Consider the following 16,978-nt stretch of genomic DNA (forward strand, 5'->3'; position numbering starts at 1 on the left):
TCAAAACAGGAGAACTCCGAAATGATCGACCGTCGAAGCGTGCTCGTGGCGGGCGCGGCCGCCGCCACCGCTCTCGTCCTGCCGGCAGGCGCGGCAAAGGCGCAAAACTACCCCTCTTTGGAGGAGGTGCTTTTCGATCCGGAGATCCCGGTGATCGGCAACCCGAAGGGCGACGTGACCATCGTCGAATTCTTCGACTATCAATGCCCCTATTGCAAACGCGGCCATCCCGATCTCGTCGAGGTGGTGCGGGCGGACACAAAGGTGCGGCTGGTGATGAAGGACTGGCCGATCTTCGGCGCGCCCTCCGTCCACGCCGCCAGTCTCGTTCTGGCCGCCGGCGAGGCCTATGAAAGCGCCCACATGGCCTTGATGGCGACAAAAGCCCGGCTGAGCAAAGAAGAGATCGACCGCACGCTCCAAAACGCCGGCCACGATCCCGAACGCCTGCTCGCCCGGTCAAGGCAGGATGCGGCGCGCATCGACGGCATTTTGGCCCGCAACATGGACCAGGCCAACGCCTTCGGCTTCCGCGGCACGCCGTCCTTCCTGTTCAACACCGCCATCCAGTACGGCGCCATGAGCCGACAGGCGATCGTCGACGCGATCGCGCAGGCGCGTTCTGGCTAACGGCCCCGTTTCAGGCCGAACCGGGTTTTTCGGGAACGGGCACCGCCACGCCATAGGCGCTCTGCGCGGCCTCGCGCGACAGATAACCGTCGAGCACGTCGTCGACGACCGTTTCGGGCGGCCGTCGCGCGGGATCGCCCCAGCCGCCGCCGCCGGGCATGGCGATGTGAACCCGGTCGCCCGCGCGCACGACGACATTGGCGAACTTGCTCGGCGAGACCTTGCCGTAGGTTTCACGGGCGTCGTTCCAGTCCTCGCGCCCGGCCAGTTTGAACCGGGTCGCCGCCAGCGCGGCCTCGCCGCCGCCATTGAGCCCCCACGGCGCCACCTGCTGGCGGTCGCCGACATGGCTGACGACGACCTCCTCGGCACGGCACAAGATGGTCTTTTGCATGCCGAGCCCACCGCGAAACTCGCCCGCCCCGGCCGAATCGGGCACCAGCGACCAGTCCTCGACCAGCCACGGATAGCGCGTCTCGTAAACCTCGACGGGGATGGTGCGGCAATTGCCGTTCATGCTGGAGACCGCGTCGTTGCCGTCGGCACCGTTGCGGCCGCCCCAGCCCACCGTGTGCAGATCGTAGGAGGTGTAATATTCGCCGGTACGCGGATCGGTCCCGCCGAACAGGAAGTTCGACCAGGTGCCGCCATCGGCGGCCGGCACCCTGTCCGGCACAGCCTGCGCCAGCGCTCCCAGCACCGTATAGACAATCCGCGGATGACACTCCGTATTGCCGCCGACCGACGGGGCGGGAAACTCCACATTGAGCAGACAGCCAGGCGGAACCAGCACGCGGATCGGCCGGAAGCAGCCGGCATTCTTGGGAATGGTGAAGTCGGTGATCTGCAGGAAGGCGTTGAAGGCCGCCGCCTGCGGCACGCTGAGCGGCGTGTTCATCGGCCCGCGCGCCTGCGGTGCGGTGCCGTTGAAATCGACCACCGCCTCGTTGCCGCCGACATGAACGGCAGTTCTTATCGGCAGCGCGCGCGCCTCAACCCCGTCATCCTCCATCATGTCCTCGAACGCGTAGCGGCCGTCCGGGATGTCCGCGATCTCGGCGCGCATGCGCGCCTCCGAATAGTCCAGCAGATCGGCCGCGGCACCCGCGAAACCGGTTGCGCCGTAGCGCGCGACGAGTTCCAGAAGCCGTCGTTCGCCGAGATCGACGGCGGCGATCAGCGCCCGGTAGTCACCGTAATTGGCGCGCGGCGTGCGCACATTGGCCAGCATCATCTTCCACACGTCGGGACAGTCCTGCCCGGCCCGCTTGATGCGCACCGGCGGGATCCGCAGCCCCTCGGAAAACGCCTCCGTCGCCTCGGCGAAGAAACTGCCCGGCACCATGCCGCCGATCTCGCCGATATGGCCGATCGCGCCGGCAAAGCCAACCAGCGCGCCCTGGCGGAAAATCGGTTTCAAGAATGTGTGCTCAGGCGTGTGCATGCCGCCCCGATACGGGTCGTTGTGGACGATCACGTCGCCCTCTTCCAGCGTCTCGACGGGATATTCGTCGACGATCGCCTGGACGATCAGCGGCATGCCGCCGATCATCGAGGGGCAGAAATCGCCGACCGCGATCATCGCGCCGGAGGCGTCGAACAGGCCGCAGGTGAAGTCGAGCGATTCGCTGAAGATCGGAGAATAGGCGGTGCGCATGACGGTGACGCCCATGTCGCGGCAGATCGAGGCCAGATTGCCGTCCAGGATCTTCAGGTCGACGACGTCCGTCTTGCCGCGATAGCTGGCGCGATCGGCAGCGCCGGACGACGCGGCAACGTCCTGCGCGCCGTTTTCGGTCCATTGCAGGCACCATTCGCCGCACACGAGACCGCCCTTGTCGCGCTCGATCGCCGCGTCCCGTCGATACAACAGAACGCCGCAATTGCAGCATTTGTCGTAGGATTCGACATAAAACCCGTTGGCTGCAAAACGCATGGTCAGGCCCCCTTGTTCGCTGTCTTGCCGGCGGAGATCACCAGATTGCCGTACACGTCGACCTCCAGCCGGAATCCCGGCCGCACCACCGTCACCGAAACGTCCTCCTCCACCAGCGCGGGGCCGTCGAAACCATGGCCCGCGGCCAGCGCGTGGCGTTTGAACACCGGCGTCGGCAGGCACCCCTCCTCGAACGTCACCATCCGCGTCGCATCGGGCTCGGCCGGCCCGGCGGCGACGGGCAGCCGGGGAAGTTCCGGCTTCGGCATATGGGCGATCGCGGTACAGCCCATGTCCACCATCTCGATCGGCTCGTCCGGCAGGTGGAAACGGTAGCGCTCCTCGAACCGGTCGTGAAAATCGCGCCAGATCGCATCCATTCCCTCGGCCGTGAAACGATCGACCGTCAGCGGCACCTCGAGCTCGTAGTTCTGGCCGAGATAGCGCATCTGCATCGAGCGCCGCAGTTCGATGCCGCTGTCATGGCCCTGCTTGTGCAGGTCCTCCAGCACCTCGCGCGAAAGATCGGCTAGAACCGCGTTGGCGCGCGCCAGGTCGAAATCCCGCGACGACAGCAGCGTCGAGCGGCGCCGGTCGCTGCGCGCATCCGCCATCGTGAACCCGTAGGCGGAGAACTGGCCGGGATGGTTGGGCACGATGCCGAGCGGGATATTTGCCTCATGCATGAGATCGCACACATGCAGCGACCCGGCGCCGCCAAACGTCATCAGCGTGAACTGGCGCGGGTCGAACCCCTGCTCGATCAGCACCGCCCGCAGGGCGCCCACCATGTTGTTGTTCATGATGCGCAGGATCGCCAGCGCCGCCTGCTCCACGCTCCAGCCATGCGGCGCCGCCACGGTTTCGATCGCCGCGCGCGCGGCCGCCGCGTCCAGCGTCATCTTGCCGCCCAGAAACGACTGCGGATCGATCCGGCCCAGAACGAGATTGGCGTCCGTGACCGTCGGCCGTGTGCCGCCGAAACCGTAGCAGGCCGGCCCCGGATTGGCGCCGGCGCTCTCGGGACCGACATGCAGGCCGCCCACCTTGTCGATCCATGCGATCGAGCCGCCGCCGGCTCCGATCGTGCGGATGTCGATCATGGGAACGCGCAGCGGAATGCCGAATTCAAGCTCATAATCGTCGGTGAAGCGTTCCCGTCCCTCGACCACCACGGAGACATCGGTCGAGGTTCCGCCAATATCGAGCGTGACCAGATTGTCGATGGACTTGACCGCGGCGAGATGCTTGGCCGCCGTCACCCCGCCCGTGGGCCCGGACACGGCCAGGTTGACCGGCTGCGCCTCTGCGGCCTCCGTCGACATCTCGCTGCCGTTGGATTTCATCAGCGCGATCCGGCCGGTGACGCCGGCCTCCACCACCCGCGCGCGGAAGCTGCGAACCTGCTGGCCGACCAGCGGCTTTACATACGCATCCGCCAGCGTCGTCATCGCCCTTTGATCCTCTTTCCAGCGCGGATCGATCTCGTAGGACAGCGACACCGGCAGGTCGGGCGCCTCCTCGGCGAAAATATCGCGGATTGCCAGCTCGTGGTCGGGCCGCAGGAAGGAAAACAACAAGTTGACGGCGACCGCCTCGACCTCGCCGGTCTCCGCCAGATGGCGGGCGAGCCGGCGCACGGCCTTAACGTCGAGCGGCACGATCACCGCGCCGGTGTGGTCGACGCGCTCGGTCACCTCGAAGGCGTGGCGACGCAGGCAGAACGGTTTCGGCTTCACCCACGACAGGTCGTAATGCGAGCGCCGGTTGCCGCGCTGGATAAAGGGCACGTCGCGAAAGCCGCGTGTCGCAAGATAGGCGACGCGCGCCCCGCGGCGTTCCAGAAGCGCGTTGGTGGCCACCGTGGTGCCGAGACGCACCGAGCTGATCTGCCCCGGATCGGCCACCTGCTGCAATCCGGTGATGACAGCGGCGGTCGGATCGCCCGGCGTCGACAGAACCTTCCAGGCCTTCAGGCTGCGCTGATCCTCGTCGTAGAGCATGAAGTCGGTGAACGTGCCACCGGTGTCGATTCCAAGGTGCAGACTCATTCGGTTTTCCCGCGACAATGCTTGTGCGCGCCGGTCGGCGCGTCACGGTTTGGGACGGAGAGGCGCGACGTTGTCAGCGCTTGGCGCGCCGCAATTGATCGAGCCAGACGATCACGATGATCAGGGCGCCGGTGATGATCCGCTGCCAGAACGGGTTCACATTCAAGAGATTGGCGCCGTTGTTGATGGTGGTCAAAAGCAGCGAGCCGAGCAGGGGTCCAGGCACACTGCCCACCGCGCCGAACAGGCTGGCCCCGCCGATCACCGCCGCCGCGATCGATTGCAGCTCCCAGGCCTCGCCCGTGGTCGCCACCCCGATCGAGATGCGGCTGGCCGTCAGAATGCCGACGAAGGCCGCGCAGCTGGCCGACAGGATATAGGCCAGATAGATGGTGCGCGAGATGCTGATGCCAGACAACCGCGCCGCCTCCGAGTTGCTGCCGACGGCAAAGAGGTGGCGTCCCCAGCGGCTGTGGCTGAGAAGCACATAGGCCGGAACGGCGACCAGCACCACCATCCACGCCAGCGACGGGATGCCGAGAAAGCTCTGCCGCGAGAAGGCGGTAAAGGCGTTGGGCAGGCCGGCGATCGTCTGGCCGTCGGTGAGCAAGAGGCCGATACCGCGCAGACCGGTCATGGTCGCCAGCGTCATGATGAACGGCGGCAGACCCATCCTGAGGATGCCGAAGGCGTGGAATGCGCCCACCACCGGGCCGATGCCCATGGTGATGAAGACCGCCAGCCAGATCGGCAGGCCCGCTTTCAGCAGCACCGCAACGACGGTGCTCGACAGGCCGACGATCGCACCCACCGAAAGGTCGATGCCGCCGGTGATGATGACGAAGGTCTGGCCGACGGCGATAATCGCCCACAGCGACGCCTGCCGCGCCAGATTGGACAGGTTCGCCGAGGTCATGAAGCTTTCCGTCATCACGCTCAGCACGAGCCAGACGAGCAGCACCAGCCCCAGAAGGGTCAGGCTTCTGACGAACGCGAAACGCGATTGGCGCTGTTCGGCTTTGGACAGCCCGGCATCCTGCGTTTCCGGTGCGGCGTCTTTCATGCGGCTTTTCCCCCGTTGGAAATCTTCTTGGCCGTCCCCATCGCGTCGGCCAGAATGGTCTCGTGATCGACGCCGCGCGCGCCATAGCTTCTGACTTGCCGCCCCTGGCGGAAGACATGCAGCGTGTCAGACAGATCGTAGACCTCCGGAAGGTAGGAGGAGATCATGATGATGCCGGCGCCCTTGCGCAGCAATTCGGCGAAGAGACGATAGATTTGAAGCTTGGTGCCGACATCCACGCCCACCGTCGGCTCGTCGACGATGAACAAATCGGCTCCGTGATTAAGCCATTTTCCCAGAACGATCTTCTGCTGGTTGCCGCCTGACAGCGTCCAGGTCGGCGCCTGCCGGCCGGCTGCGGAAATGTCGAGCGCACGCATCTGAGTGCCGATCGCCTCGGCCTCGCGCCGTCGATCGATCAGGCCGCGCGGACTGAGACGACGGAAGATCGGCAGCGTCAGGTTGAAACCGACGTCGAGATTGAGGCACAGGCCCTGATCGCGCCGGCTTTCCGGCAACAACACGATTCCGGCCGCGATCGCCTCGGCCTCGTTGACACCCTTCAACGCGCGGCCGCCGATCGTCACCTGGCCCGCCGTGCGGCGGCGCCTGCCGAACACGCACTCGACGAATTCGCTGCGGCCGGCGCCGATCAGCCCGTAGAGCCCGACGATCTCGCCGCGTCGCACCGACAGCGAGACGTCCGAAAACCCGGGGCCGGACAGGCCCTCGACGCTCAAAAGCGTCTCGCCGAAGGGGATGTCTTCCTTATGATGGATCTCGCCGAGGGAACGGGCGACCATGTCGCGGATCAATTGTTCCGGCGTCGTTTCGGCGACCACCCGACTGGCGACCAGTTCTCCGTCCCTGAGGACGGAAACGCGGTCGGCCAGTTCGAAAATCTCTTCCATCCTGTGGCTGATATAGGCGATGGTCACGCCTTGGCTGTGCAGCCGCCTGACCAGCGCGAAGAGCTGGTCCGTCTCGGCCCGTGTGAGATAGGCCGTCGGCTCGTCGAGGATCAGAAGCTTGGTGCCGCGGATTGCCGCCCTGGCGGTGGCGACCAGCTGCTGCTGGCCGATGGTCAGCGCTGACAGCCGCGCGGCCGCCGACAGGCGGAATCCGAGGTCGTCGAGAATTTCTTGCGAGCGCCGCGCCATGGCGCGCTCGTTGAGCAGGCCGAGCCGCCGCTGTTCCATTCCCAGGAACATATTGGCGGCCACCGTCAGGTGTTCGCACAGAACCACTTCCTGATGCACGGCGTTGATGCCGAGATCGAGCGCTTCCTGCGGGGTGGCGAGCGCAACCTCCCGCCCCTGCCACAGAATGCTTCCCGAACTGCGCTTGTGAGCGCCGGTCAGGATCTTGATCAGGGTCGATTTGCCGGCCCCGTTCTCGCCGATGATGGCGTGGATCTCGCCGTGTCGCATGGCGAGATCCACGCCCTTGAGCGCGTGCGTTCCCGGAAAGCGCTTATGAACGTCCTTGAGTTCGACGAGAAACCGCCCTTGCTGGCTGGTTTCAGCGGTTCCGCGTGGTTGATCAAGTAAGGTCATCATCTCCCACCGGGTTGGTTCTCGCGCGGACTCTCAGTCGATTTTCGGGTTGAGCAGTTCCTGCGAACGCTCGCTGCCCATATTCTCCTGGGTGATCACGTTGACCCCGGTATCGACCATTTCGGGCACCTTTTCGCCCTTCGAGGCTGCATAGGCAATCTTCACCCCGTCATAACCCATCCGCATCGGATCCTGGATGATGAGCGCGGCGACGATGCCGTCGGCAAGGTGCTGAACCAGCTGCTCGTTGCTGTCGAAAGCCACGATCTTGATCTGGTCCTGAAGATTGTTCTCCGCCACGGCCTGGCTGACGGCGACCGCCATCTTTTCGCTGCTCGCGAAGATGCCACGCAGCTTGGGATTGGCCAGGATGACATCGTTGGCGATGTTGAGCCCGGTCACGATCTGGCCGTCCGCGACCTTGTCGGCCACAATGCGGATTTTGGGGTATTTGTCGGCCAGAACGGCTTTGAAACCCTCCGCCCGCTGATCGAGCGATTCCGCGCCCGGCACCGAGGTGATGAGCATGACGTCACCCTCGGCATCGCCATGCGCCTTTGCGATCGCCGCGGCCAGCGCCTCGCCAGCCGCGCGGCCGCCTTCGACATTGTTGGTGGTGACGAAGGAGGCGTAGGCATCGCTGTTGGCGCCTGAATCGACACCCACCACGATGGTCTTGGTTGCCGCCTCGTCGATCGGCTTGCCGAGCGCCTCGTATTGCGACGCGGCGATCACGACCGCGAGCGGATTGTTGGCCACGGCGTTTTCGAGCACTGATATCTGTCCGTTAATGTCGGAATCGGTCTGGGGACCGAGTTCGGCGATCTCGATGCCGAGTTCGTCGCCGGCCTTGCGGGCGCCCGCCAGAAGCACGCGCCAATAATAGGTCGAGGTGTTCTTCACGATCACCGGGATCGTGCCTTCTGCGGCAGCAGTCGTCGGCGTTGCGGCGTGAGCCGCAAGTCCGATGATCGCCGCCGCGATCAGGCTTCTGGTTTTCAGCATGGTCCTCTCTCCCTTTGTTGCCCGGCCCCATGACCAGGCTTTCGGACATGTCCCGCTTCCGGGTGGAACCGCGACCGCCTTTCGTTCGCTCGGCCCGGTCGCGTTGCTGCGTCCGAACCCTGAGTCCGGCGCGGGCTGACGCGATGTCGGGACCGACCGGATCAATCATCGCCGCGCGAACGGATCTCCTCCCGCCCGGCGCCAGGCGACTGGTTCATGCAGGACTGCGGTAAACGCGCCCTTATCATTCCTCTTCGTCACGCGACGCGTCCCCTGACGAAACGGGGAACCAGTCGTCCAACCGTTTCCAGTCAAAGACCGATCGCTTCAGGCTGCCTTCGCGGCCCGCTGCTTCAGCGCGTCGATCGTCGCCGTGACTACAGCCTCGACCTCGGCCCGCTCCTCACCCACGAGATCGAGGCGCGGGCGACGGACATGTTCGGGCGCCCCATAGACGAGGTGCTCGGCGAATTTGATGTACTGGACGAGCTTGACGCTGGTATCCAGATGGAAGGCCGGCATCAGCAGCCGATAGAGCGCACGCGCCTCGGCATAGCGGTCGGCCTTGCACATCTCGAACAGGGCGACGCACTCGGCCGGCCACACATTGGTCATGCCCGATACCCAGCCCACGGCACCGACGGCGACGCTCTCCACGATCAGATCGTCGATGCCGCAGAAAACCGCGTAGCGATCCCCGACCCGATTGTAGATGTCGGTGATGCGGCGCGGGTCGCCGCACTCTTCCTTGACGCACATGATTGTGTCGACGTCGGCGAGCGCTTCCAGCTCGTCGGGCCCGACATCAACCCGGTAGGCGAGCGGATTGTTGTAGATCATGATCGGCAGATCGCTCGCCGCGCCGACGGCGCGATACCATGCGACCGTCTCGCGCGGGTCGGTGCGATAGGCGAGGCTGGGAAACACCATCAGCCCGTCGACGCCCATGCGGCGATAGTCGCGCGCAGCCGCCGCCGCGGCGTCCTCGGAAAGATCGGCCAGACCAGTCAGGACCGGCACGCGGCCCGCCACGACGTCGCGCGCCGCCTCGATGACGGCTTCCCGTTCATCGGCGCGCAGCGACGCGTTTTCACCCAGCATCGGCAGCATGATCACCGCCGAAACCCCATTGACCACCAGCCGGTCGACGCTTCTGCGCGTGGCGTCGAGATCCAGGCTCCCATCCGCCTTGAGTTTCGTCGTTACGGCTGGGAACACTCCGGTCCAGTTGATCATTGGTCGTCCCTCTCATTCTGCAGACCGGTCGCCACCGGCTATTTGCCGAATGTATACATTCTTCATTCGACCTTGCAAGAGGGAAACGAAACGCATAGCAATATTTGTCGCCAGATGGATTCCCATTCCATGAACAAGCCCCTGATCGAAAAGAACACGGTTGCCGACCAGGTCTGCGTCGAGCTCAGGCGCCGCATCGTTGCCGGCGAGTACGAAAGCGGCATGCGGCTGCGGCAGGAAGAGATCGCCGCCGAACTCGGCATCAGCCGGAGCCCGGTGCGTGAGGCGCTGCGCCAGCTCGAGGCCGAGGGGCTGGTTACGCTCACCTCGCAAAAGGGCGCCAAGGTCGCGCCGATTCTCGCCGAGGAGATCACCGAACTCTTCGAGCTCAGGCTGCTGATCGAGCCGCATCTTCTCGCCCTGGCGATCCCCGCCAGCACCGAATCGGACTTCGAAGCGGCCGAAAAGACCATCTCTGAGATGAAAAACGCCGATATGTCGCAATGGAGCAAGCTGAACTGGCAGCTTCACTTGCAGCTCTACCAGCCCGCCCAGCGACCGACGACGCTTGGCAAGCTCGAACGCATCCACCAGACGATCGACCGCTATCTGCGCGTTCAGGTGACCCTGACCGACGGCCGCGAAAAGGCGCATGAGGAACATCAGGCGATCCTGCAAGCCTGCCGTGATCGTGACACGGAACTGGCCACGGCAATGCTGCGCAGCCACATCCTGGCTGCGGCGCGCTCCTCGCGCGGCGTGAGCTAGGCCCGCGCCCGCGGGACTTTGCGCGCCGATGCAGGGACCGACGGCGGACGCCCGCGCGCCGTATGCGCATCGCCCCTCGACGGCGGCGTCTAAATGTGCTCAAAATGCATAATGTCGACATTTTGAGGAGCGAGAGATGCCCGACCGTTTGCTGCGGCTATCACCGAACGACCACGTCGCCGTCGCGCTGACGGCACTGGAACCCGGCGAGGCGATGTCGCCCTTTTCAGACGCCACGGTTCGCGACCCGGTGCCGGCCGGGCACAAGGTGGCGCTGCGTCCGGTCGGGGCGGGCGAGCAGGTTCTGCGCCTCGGCCAGCCGATCGGCATCGCCGCCAGGCTGATCGCGGTGGGCGAGCATGTCCACATGCACAATCTCGACTATCCGGGTTCGCTCGCCGGCCACACCATCACCGTGACGCCGCCGCCGGCTTTGACCAACCGGGAGCCGCCGACCTTTCTCGGCTATCGCCGCGACGATGGCCGGGTCGGCACGCGCAACTATATCGGCGTCCTGACGACGGTGAACTGCGCTGCCGGGGTCGCCCATCTGATCGCCAATCGCTTTGCCGACCCGGCCTGGCGCAACGACCATCCCCACATCGACGGCGTGGTGGCGCTGAGCCACGGCAGCGGCTGCAGCGTCTCCGACGGCAGCCCCTCGATGGACATGCTGCGCCGGGTGCTCGCCGGGTATGCCCGCCATCCCAATTTCGCCGGCGTGCTGATCGTCGGCCTCGGCTGCGAGGACAATCTGATCGAGCTTTTGTGCGAACAGGAAGGGCTTGAGCTCGGCGGCGCCGTGCGCAGTCTCACCATCCAGGAAGTCGGCGGCACCCGCGCGACGGCCGATGCTGGCGCCGCGATCGTGCGCGAGATCATGGCCGAGGCCGGCAACCAGGGCCGCGAGCCCTTTCCGGTTTCGGAGCTCTGTGTCGGCCTGCAATGCGGCGGCTCCGACAGTTTTTCCGGCATCAGCGCCAACCCGGCGCTCGGTGTCGCCGCCGACATCCTGATCGGTTACGGCGGAACCGCGATCCTGTCCGAAACGCCGGAGATCTACGGCGCGGAGAACCTGCTCCTGCAGCGGGTCGCGAGCGAGGATGTCGGCCGCCGGCTGATCGAACTGCTCGACTGGTGGAAGGACTACACCGCGCACGAGCCCAAGGGTTTCGACAACAACCCCTCCCCCGGCAACCGCGCCGGCGGCTTGACGACAATCCTGGAAAAATCCCTGGGTGCCCTGTCCAAGGGCGGTTCGACAACGCTGATGGAGGTCTACCCCTATGCCGAAGCCGTGCACAAGCGCGGCCTGGTGTTCATGGATTCGCCCGGCTACGACCCGATCTCGGTCACCGGCCAGATCGCCGGCGGCGCCAATCTGATCTGCTTCACCACCGGGCGCGGCTCCTGTTTCGGCTGCCGGCCGTCCCCCTCGCTCAAGATCGCGACCAACAGCGCCATGTATCGGCGCATGCAGGACGACATGGATGTCAATTGCGGCACCGTGCTCGACGGCGAGGCCTCGCTGGAGGAAGCCGGCCAGGCGATCTTCGAGGCAATGGTGCGCACCGCCTCCGGCGCGCCGACAAAAAGCGAGCTGCTCGGCTACGGCGAGCACGAGTTCCTGCCCTGGCACGTCAACGCCTGGGTCTGAGACCGGCCCCGACACGGCGGCCGCCACAGCGACGCAAACCGCAAGCGCGGGCTTGACAGTGCCGCCGATTGTGCTGCCATCGGCGTGTCGCGTCCGTTTACAGGACGCGGCGGTCTCGAAGCGACGACGATCGATGTGTGGTGTTGAAGCGGCACCGGGATAAAGACCAAGCGGCCGATGCGGGAAAAAGCTGAGCATATTTCGGAATTTCTTCTCGGCCTTTACGCCCACGCCGCCGAATCGTCCCCGGACGAATTTCGCCGCCAAACCCTGCGGCGGCTGGGCGGGCTGATCGCGTTCGACTTCGCGCTCTGGGGCGGCGGCCGAGCCGACGACAGACGGGTGAGCGACCTGACCGCGCTCGGTCAAACGCCGCGCGTGCTCGATGACTGGTCGGCGGTGGCCGACACGGATGCCTTTTGCGACATCACGCTGAACCGGCTCGGGCAGACCGCGCGTTTCGACGACGTCGAGAACTATCGCGGCACCCCCGCCTACAACGAGCACTGGAAGCGTTTTGGCGCCCGGCAGATGATGGCCACCATCGCGGCCGAACCGCAGGACGGGTATGTCAGCTTCGTCGGGCTCTGCGCCGACACCGAAACCGCGATCTTTTCCGATACCGCGCGCGGGCTCAAACACGCGCTGATGCCGCATCTATCGGCGGCACTGCGCATCAACCGGCAAACGACGCTCTACCGTCACGCCGACCGCGACGAGGCCGTCGGCCTGATCGATCGCGACGGCTGGGTGCTGGCCTCGCACGGGGCGTTTGCCGAATTGCTGGGCGGCGAGTGCGACCGGCCGGACAGGCTGCCGTCCGCGCTGCGCGCCGCCCTGCCGCGCGGGTTGCCCTGGCAGGGCCGGACGATCGCCGCGACCGCGGAAAAGCTCGGCGAACACTTTTTGCTGCGTGTGCGCCGTCTCGGACCGCTGGCCCGTCTGTCCGCCCGGGAGCGCGAGATCGCTCGACATTACGTCCACGGCCTGACCTATCGCGAAATAGCCGGCACACTCGGCATCGCCCCGTCGACGGTCCGCAACCACATCTTCAATCTCTACGCAAAGCTCGAGATCGCCAGCAAGATCGAACTGGCGCAACTCCATCGCCAGGAAACGGGCGCCGCGTCGCGCGCCGGTGCGCCGCAATCCGGCTGACGCGCGCCTATGCACCTCTTTGTCTCAGCCCCACGGCACTTGCTTTCATCTCACACAGTCAGCGGTGGGGCATTTGGCCCATTCACGCCGAGGGTGCGTGTTTGATATTGCCCTTTGACGCGCCGCTAGCGGATCGCTCGCGACGGCAATCTGTACTGCGGCTACGATCACGCCCGGGCTAAATCGCGCATGGCGGAGGATGAAGAAATGAGACAGGGACGCGACGGCGGCAGGAAACTCCTGATGGGATGGGTGATCGCGGCTGCGCTCGCCGCCGGTTCCATGCCGGCGCGCGCGGAGATCGACGGCCATGGCCCCGACGCCTGGCGGGTGACCGGCGTCGCCGCGCGCGACATGCTTAATGCCCGCATGGGGCCGGGAACGGCCTATCCGGTCTTAACGCGGTTTTCCCCTGACGAGCGCGGCATGCGGCAGGTCACCTGCGTACCCTATTACACACCCGCCCCTCGCGCCGCGATGTCGCGGGCCGAATTTTCCGCCCTGCCGCCACGCTGGTGCCTGATGCGCAGCGCGGACCTGGCCAGGACCGGCTGGGTCAACGCCGCCTATCTCGACCCCGATCATGGCGGGCCTGCCGGCGGCGACGTCGGGCACGAACTGGGCGACGATCTCATCGTCGCGGCGGAGGAACTGGTCAGAACCCTTTACGAGATGCGCTCGATCGAGAATTCGGGCGGCAACACCGGGCTCTACCGTCTTCAGGGTGCAAAACGCTATTTCCATCTGGAGGTCGCCAGGGCGTTCGTGTCGGGCCAGGCCGGCGCCGATCCGATCTATGGCGCGCAGGATTTTGACGGTCGTTGCGAGGAGCCGCGTCGGGACGCCGACAGGCCAATGTTTCGCGGCATGATCACCGTCCATGTCGACTGCGTCAATTTCGGCCGGCCGCAACGCGCGACCTTCAGCCTGCGGGCCGATCCCGATCAGGCGGGAGCGCCTGTACGGATTTTCCGTATCGATCATGACGGCTGGTCCTTCCCCTGATGTCTCCCGCGCCCTGCGCCGCTACGTCCCCATCGCCACCGCACGAGGAAACCTGGATCATGCACAGTTCCGTTCGCCGCATCGCCGCACTGACGCTGACAACCGCCGTGGTCCTGTCCGCGGGAAAGTCCATCGCGATGGAAACCACCCCGCTGGGGACCGTCACCGCGGTCATCGACGCTCAAGCCTATCAGGGCGAAACGCTGCGCGTTCCCAGCGAGGGCTCGGCGACGGCGACGCTGCGTGATTTCGGCCCGCTCAGCCGCGTCTCCGTTCAGGCACACGCCGTGGGCGGCAAGAGCCGGATGACGAACGTCCTGGTCCTGGAATTCTCCGTGATGGGAGCCGGCCCGGACGCGCCGGTTTCCGATCTGAACCTGTCCTGGTGGCCCGAAGGCATGGGCGCGCCGTTTTATGTTGCCGGCGACGAGGGCGGCTCGGTCGAGATGACCCTCGACGCCCTGACGCTCGGCGGCGATCCCGAGATATCCGGTGCCTTCGTCGCACGGCTCTGCCGCAAGCAAGATATGTTTTCAAAGCCGGTTGCCGAGGCTTGTATCGACGCGAACGGCACGTTCGAGACGATCTTGGTCAAGGAGTAGGCCGGCACCAAACGGCTCCGGCGTGTCGGCGAGGAAATTGCCTGGGCCGCGTCCGCAGCCGGCTTGACCGGTCGACAGGTCGGGCGGCCGGGCGGCGGCGAAGCCGGTCTTTGCTCCCCGGGCCACGCTACGACCCCGGAGCTATCGAGCCGTCATAGCCATGCCTGGTAGAGAAATCCGCTCGCCAGCGATCCGGCCAGAGCCAGGACGATATAGAGGGCAAACACCGGGCGACGCACGAGGGCGAAGACCGCGATCGCCGCGGGCAGCGACGTCACGCCGCCGGCCACGAGAAAGGCAAGCCCGGCCCCCGGCGCCATGCCCTGCTCGATCAGGCCGGACACGAGCGGCAGCGCCGCATAGCCGTTGAGATAGGCCGGAACGCCGACCAGCGTCGCGGTGACGATCGGCACGAGCCCAGAACCGCCGAGCGCCAGGGCGATCCACTCCTGCGGAACATAGGCCAGCATCAGGCTTTCCAGCAGGAAGGCGAGGCTGAGCCATTTGACAAGAAACAGCGTCGCCGAGCCGGCTGCGCGCGCAAAGCGGGCCCGCCGCTCGGGCTCGGACCAGAACGCCCAGGCGACCGCGCTTGGCGTACGGATTGCAGATGCGCCGCAGCCGCCATTGCCCACGCCCGGTCGCAGCGGCTCGCCAAGAAACCCGATCCGCATCAACGCATGGGTCGCGTAGCCGCCGAACAGGCCGAGCCCCACCGCCGCCAACGTCTTGGCGAGCGCGAATTCGAACCCGAGCAGCCCGGATGTCAGGACGAACATTGACGGGTCGATCACCGGCGAGGCGAGCCAGAACGCCATCACGCCGGACAGCGGAACCCCCATGGTCAGAAGCGCCGCGATCAGCGGGATGACCCCGCACGAGCAGAACGGCGACAGGCCGCCAAAGGCAGCGGCGACCGCGATCATGACCAGCGGCGATCCGGCAAAGACACGGGCGATCAAATTGTCGGCCCCGCTCGCCGTCGCATAGGCCGCAACCGCGATCGAAAGCACGAGATAAGGCGCCGTCCCGATCAGCGAGCCAATCACGAACCCCAGGCTGAGCCGCGCCTGGGCCGGCGCCAGGACGGCGAGCAGGGCCAGGATCAGGGCGGTGACGAGCCAAACGCCGCCGCCGCGCCACACCTCGCGGAAAAGCCCCGTTCCCCGATGTCCGATCCGCAACAAAGCTTCCGTCATGTCGTCATATCCGTCTCTTGGTTTGTCGCGCAAAACACATGCCCTGCCTCGCTGCGTCATGATACCGATAAACCGCCCGCGCGCAGCCATGGCCATCCGCCATCTCCCGGTGTGCCCGGTCGGTTGCAATAAACTATATAACCAGTTTTTTAGTTTATTCAAGCGTTATCAGACCCGGAACGACGATCCGGCGCGTTGCGGTTTGGGCGGCGGCGGGCGCACAGCCTGCTCGATCGCCGCACAAAAAAATGGCAAAGGCCGACGCGCCCACCCTGCGGGAACGGCGTGCGCGCCCGAACGGGATCGGCGAGAATTACAAGCCGGTGAATTTCGGCGGACGCTTTTCGCGAAACGCCGCCACTGCCTCGCGATGATCCTGCGACATATTGGAGAGCGATTCGTAGGCGATGCTCGGATCCATCAGGCCGTGGGCGACCTGCTTCAACGCGAGGTTCGAAACCACCTTGGTCCAGCGGATTGCCTTGCGGGCGCCCGACACCAAACGCTGCGCCAGTGCCTCGACATCCGCGTCGAGACGGTCCGACGCGACGGCGCGATTGATCAGGCCCATGCGGGCCGCCTCCGGTGCGGGAATCAAGTCTCCGGTAAGCAGATATTCCTTGGCGCGCAGAAAGCCGATGAGCTGCGGCCACAGCACGGCCCCGCCGTCGCCGGCCACAAGCCCCACCGACACATGCGGATCGCCGATCTTGGCCCGCTCGTCGGCGATCACGACATCGCATCCAAGCGCGATCGTCGCGCCAAGACCGATCGCATGACCGTTCATCCTGCAAATCAGCGGCTTTTCGAGATCGAGCTGCGAAAAGATGATGCGCTTGGCCTCGTAGGCGGTGGTCTCGAACAGCGACGGGTCGTCGATCGCGTCCTGCATCCAGCCGATATCGCCGCCCGCGCAGAACGCCCTGCCGGCACCGGTCAACACGACGACGTCGGAATCCGGATCGTCATTGAGGTCGACGAAAACGCGCGACAACTCGGAATGAAGTTTCGCGTTCACCGCGTTGAGCGCATCGGGCAGATTGAGCGTCGCGGTGAGTATCCTGCCCTTGCGCTGGAAGGCGATCGTTTCATACCGGTCTGTCCAGTCCATA

14 protein-coding genes are annotated in these 16,978 nt (G+C 65.6%); 6 read left to right on the plus strand and 8 right to left on the minus strand.

The window, feature by feature from the left end:
• The first annotated feature begins 21 nt into the window (after positions 1 to 21).
• On the plus strand, positions 22 to 630 hold the full coding sequence (locus tag GN330_RS01810; protein WP_156710865.1) for a DsbA family protein: 609 nt from the start codon (positions 22 to 24) through the stop codon (positions 628 to 630).
• 10 nt (positions 631 to 640) lie between these two features.
• Here GN330_RS01810 and GN330_RS01815 read toward each other — a convergent pair whose 3' ends face one another.
• The 6 genes from GN330_RS01815 to GN330_RS01840 all read right to left on the minus strand — a co-directional run bounded on the left by GN330_RS01815 (position 641) and on the right by GN330_RS01840 (position 9,477).
• Positions 641 to 2,566 (minus strand): hydantoinase B/oxoprolinase family protein, encoded by a 1,926-nt coding sequence (locus GN330_RS01815; protein WP_156710866.1) that lies wholly within the window; start codon positions 2,564 to 2,566, stop codon positions 641 to 643.
• A gap of 2 nt (positions 2,567 to 2,568) precedes the next feature.
• Positions 2,569 to 4,617 carry a hydantoinase/oxoprolinase family protein gene (locus tag GN330_RS01820; protein ID WP_156710867.1) on the minus strand — a complete coding sequence of 683 codons (2,049 nt, stop codon included), beginning with the start codon at positions 4,615 to 4,617 and terminating at the stop codon, positions 2,569 to 2,571.
• Positions 4,618 to 4,690: 73 nt separating this feature from the next.
• Complete coding sequence (locus GN330_RS01825) at positions 4,691 to 5,680, minus strand: ABC transporter permease (protein WP_156710868.1); 990 nt, start codon at positions 5,678 to 5,680, stop codon at positions 4,691 to 4,693.
• Complete coding sequence (locus tag GN330_RS01830) at positions 5,677 to 7,236, minus strand: sugar ABC transporter ATP-binding protein (protein WP_156710869.1); 1,560 nt, start codon at positions 7,234 to 7,236, stop codon at positions 5,677 to 5,679. The genes GN330_RS01825 and GN330_RS01830 overlap by 4 nt, the downstream gene beginning before the upstream one ends.
• 33 nt (positions 7,237 to 7,269) lie before the next feature.
• A complete protein-coding gene (locus tag GN330_RS01835) occupies positions 7,270 to 8,241 on the minus strand; it encodes a substrate-binding domain-containing protein (RefSeq protein WP_156710870.1) in 972 nt (323 codons plus the stop codon).
• A gap of 327 nt (positions 8,242 to 8,568) precedes the next feature.
• Positions 8,569 to 9,477 (minus strand): dihydrodipicolinate synthase family protein, encoded by a 909-nt coding sequence (locus tag GN330_RS01840; RefSeq protein ID WP_156710871.1) that lies wholly within the window; start codon positions 9,475 to 9,477, stop codon positions 8,569 to 8,571.
• A 129-nt stretch (positions 9,478 to 9,606) separates the two neighbouring features.
• Between GN330_RS01840 and GN330_RS01845 the strand changes: the two genes are divergently transcribed.
• The 5 genes from GN330_RS01845 to GN330_RS01865 all read left to right on the plus strand — a co-directional run bounded on the left by GN330_RS01845 (position 9,607) and on the right by GN330_RS01865 (position 14,667).
• A complete protein-coding gene (locus tag GN330_RS01845; RefSeq protein ID WP_197434988.1) occupies positions 9,607 to 10,245 on the plus strand; it encodes a GntR family transcriptional regulator in 639 nt (212 codons plus the stop codon).
• A 136-nt stretch (positions 10,246 to 10,381) separates the two neighbouring features.
• Positions 10,382 to 11,902 (plus strand): UxaA family hydrolase, encoded by a 1,521-nt coding sequence (locus GN330_RS01850; protein WP_156710873.1) that lies wholly within the window; start codon positions 10,382 to 10,384, stop codon positions 11,900 to 11,902.
• Between the two features lie 177 nt (positions 11,903 to 12,079).
• Positions 12,080 to 13,060 carry a helix-turn-helix transcriptional regulator gene (locus GN330_RS01855; protein ID WP_156710874.1) on the plus strand — a complete coding sequence of 327 codons (981 nt, stop codon included), beginning with the start codon at positions 12,080 to 12,082 and terminating at the stop codon, positions 13,058 to 13,060.
• Between the two features lie 207 nt (positions 13,061 to 13,267).
• Positions 13,268 to 14,065 (plus strand): SH3 domain-containing protein, encoded by a 798-nt coding sequence (locus GN330_RS01860; RefSeq protein WP_156710875.1) that lies wholly within the window; start codon positions 13,268 to 13,270, stop codon positions 14,063 to 14,065.
• Positions 14,066 to 14,124: 59 nt separating this feature from the next.
• Entirely contained in the window at positions 14,125 to 14,667 is a 543-nt protein-coding gene (locus tag GN330_RS01865) for a hypothetical protein (RefSeq protein ID WP_156710876.1), read from the plus strand.
• 152 nt (positions 14,668 to 14,819) lie between these two features.
• Here GN330_RS01865 and GN330_RS01870 read toward each other — a convergent pair whose 3' ends face one another.
• Both GN330_RS01870 and GN330_RS01875 read right to left on the minus strand, forming a co-directional pair.
• On the minus strand, positions 14,820 to 15,866 hold the full coding sequence (locus tag GN330_RS01870; protein ID WP_156710877.1) for a permease: 1,047 nt from the start codon (positions 15,864 to 15,866) through the stop codon (positions 14,820 to 14,822).
• 313 nt (positions 15,867 to 16,179) lie between these two features.
• Positions 16,180 to 16,977: an enoyl-CoA hydratase/isomerase family protein gene (locus tag GN330_RS01875; RefSeq protein WP_156710878.1), complete on the minus strand. Its 798-nt coding sequence runs from the start codon at positions 16,975 to 16,977 to the stop codon at positions 16,180 to 16,182.
• Position 16,978 lies beyond the last annotated feature (1 nt).

This window comes from Nitratireductor arenosus (genome assembly GCF_009742725.1).
Taxonomy (GTDB): domain Bacteria; phylum Pseudomonadota; class Alphaproteobacteria; order Rhizobiales; family Rhizobiaceae; genus Mangrovimarina; species Mangrovimarina arenosa.

Excerpts from the sequence above, each read along its gene's own strand:
- GN330_RS01810 (WP_156710865.1), top strand. The coding sequence starts at position 22 with ATGATCGACCGTCGAAGCGTGCTCGTGGCGGGCGCGGCCGCCGCCACC.
- GN330_RS01815 (WP_156710866.1), bottom strand. The coding sequence starts at position 2,566 with ATGCGTTTTGCAGCCAACGGGTTTTATGTCGAATCCTACGACAAATGC.
- GN330_RS01820 (WP_156710867.1), bottom strand. The coding sequence starts at position 4,617 with ATGAGTCTGCACCTTGGAATCGACACCGGTGGCACGTTCACCGACTTC.
- GN330_RS01825 (WP_156710868.1), bottom strand. The coding sequence starts at position 5,680 with ATGAAAGACGCCGCACCGGAAACGCAGGATGCCGGGCTGTCCAAAGCC.
- GN330_RS01830 (WP_156710869.1), bottom strand. The coding sequence starts at position 7,236 with ATGACCTTACTTGATCAACCACGCGGAACCGCTGAAACCAGCCAGCAA.
- GN330_RS01835 (WP_156710870.1), bottom strand. The coding sequence starts at position 8,241 with ATGCTGAAAACCAGAAGCCTGATCGCGGCGGCGATCATCGGACTTGCG.
- GN330_RS01840 (WP_156710871.1), bottom strand. The coding sequence starts at position 9,477 with ATGATCAACTGGACCGGAGTGTTCCCAGCCGTAACGACGAAACTCAAG.
- GN330_RS01845 (WP_197434988.1), top strand. The coding sequence starts at position 9,607 with ATGAACAAGCCCCTGATCGAAAAGAACACGGTTGCCGACCAGGTCTGC.
- GN330_RS01850 (WP_156710873.1), top strand. The coding sequence starts at position 10,382 with ATGCCCGACCGTTTGCTGCGGCTATCACCGAACGACCACGTCGCCGTC.
- GN330_RS01855 (WP_156710874.1), top strand. The coding sequence starts at position 12,080 with ATGCGGGAAAAAGCTGAGCATATTTCGGAATTTCTTCTCGGCCTTTAC.
- GN330_RS01860 (WP_156710875.1), top strand. The coding sequence starts at position 13,268 with ATGAGACAGGGACGCGACGGCGGCAGGAAACTCCTGATGGGATGGGTG.
- GN330_RS01865 (WP_156710876.1), top strand. The coding sequence starts at position 14,125 with ATGCACAGTTCCGTTCGCCGCATCGCCGCACTGACGCTGACAACCGCC.
- GN330_RS01870 (WP_156710877.1), bottom strand. The coding sequence starts at position 15,866 with ATGACGGAAGCTTTGTTGCGGATCGGACATCGGGGAACGGGGCTTTTC.
- GN330_RS01875 (WP_156710878.1), bottom strand. The coding sequence starts at position 16,977 with ATGGACTGGACAGACCGGTATGAAACGATCGCCTTCCAGCGCAAGGGC.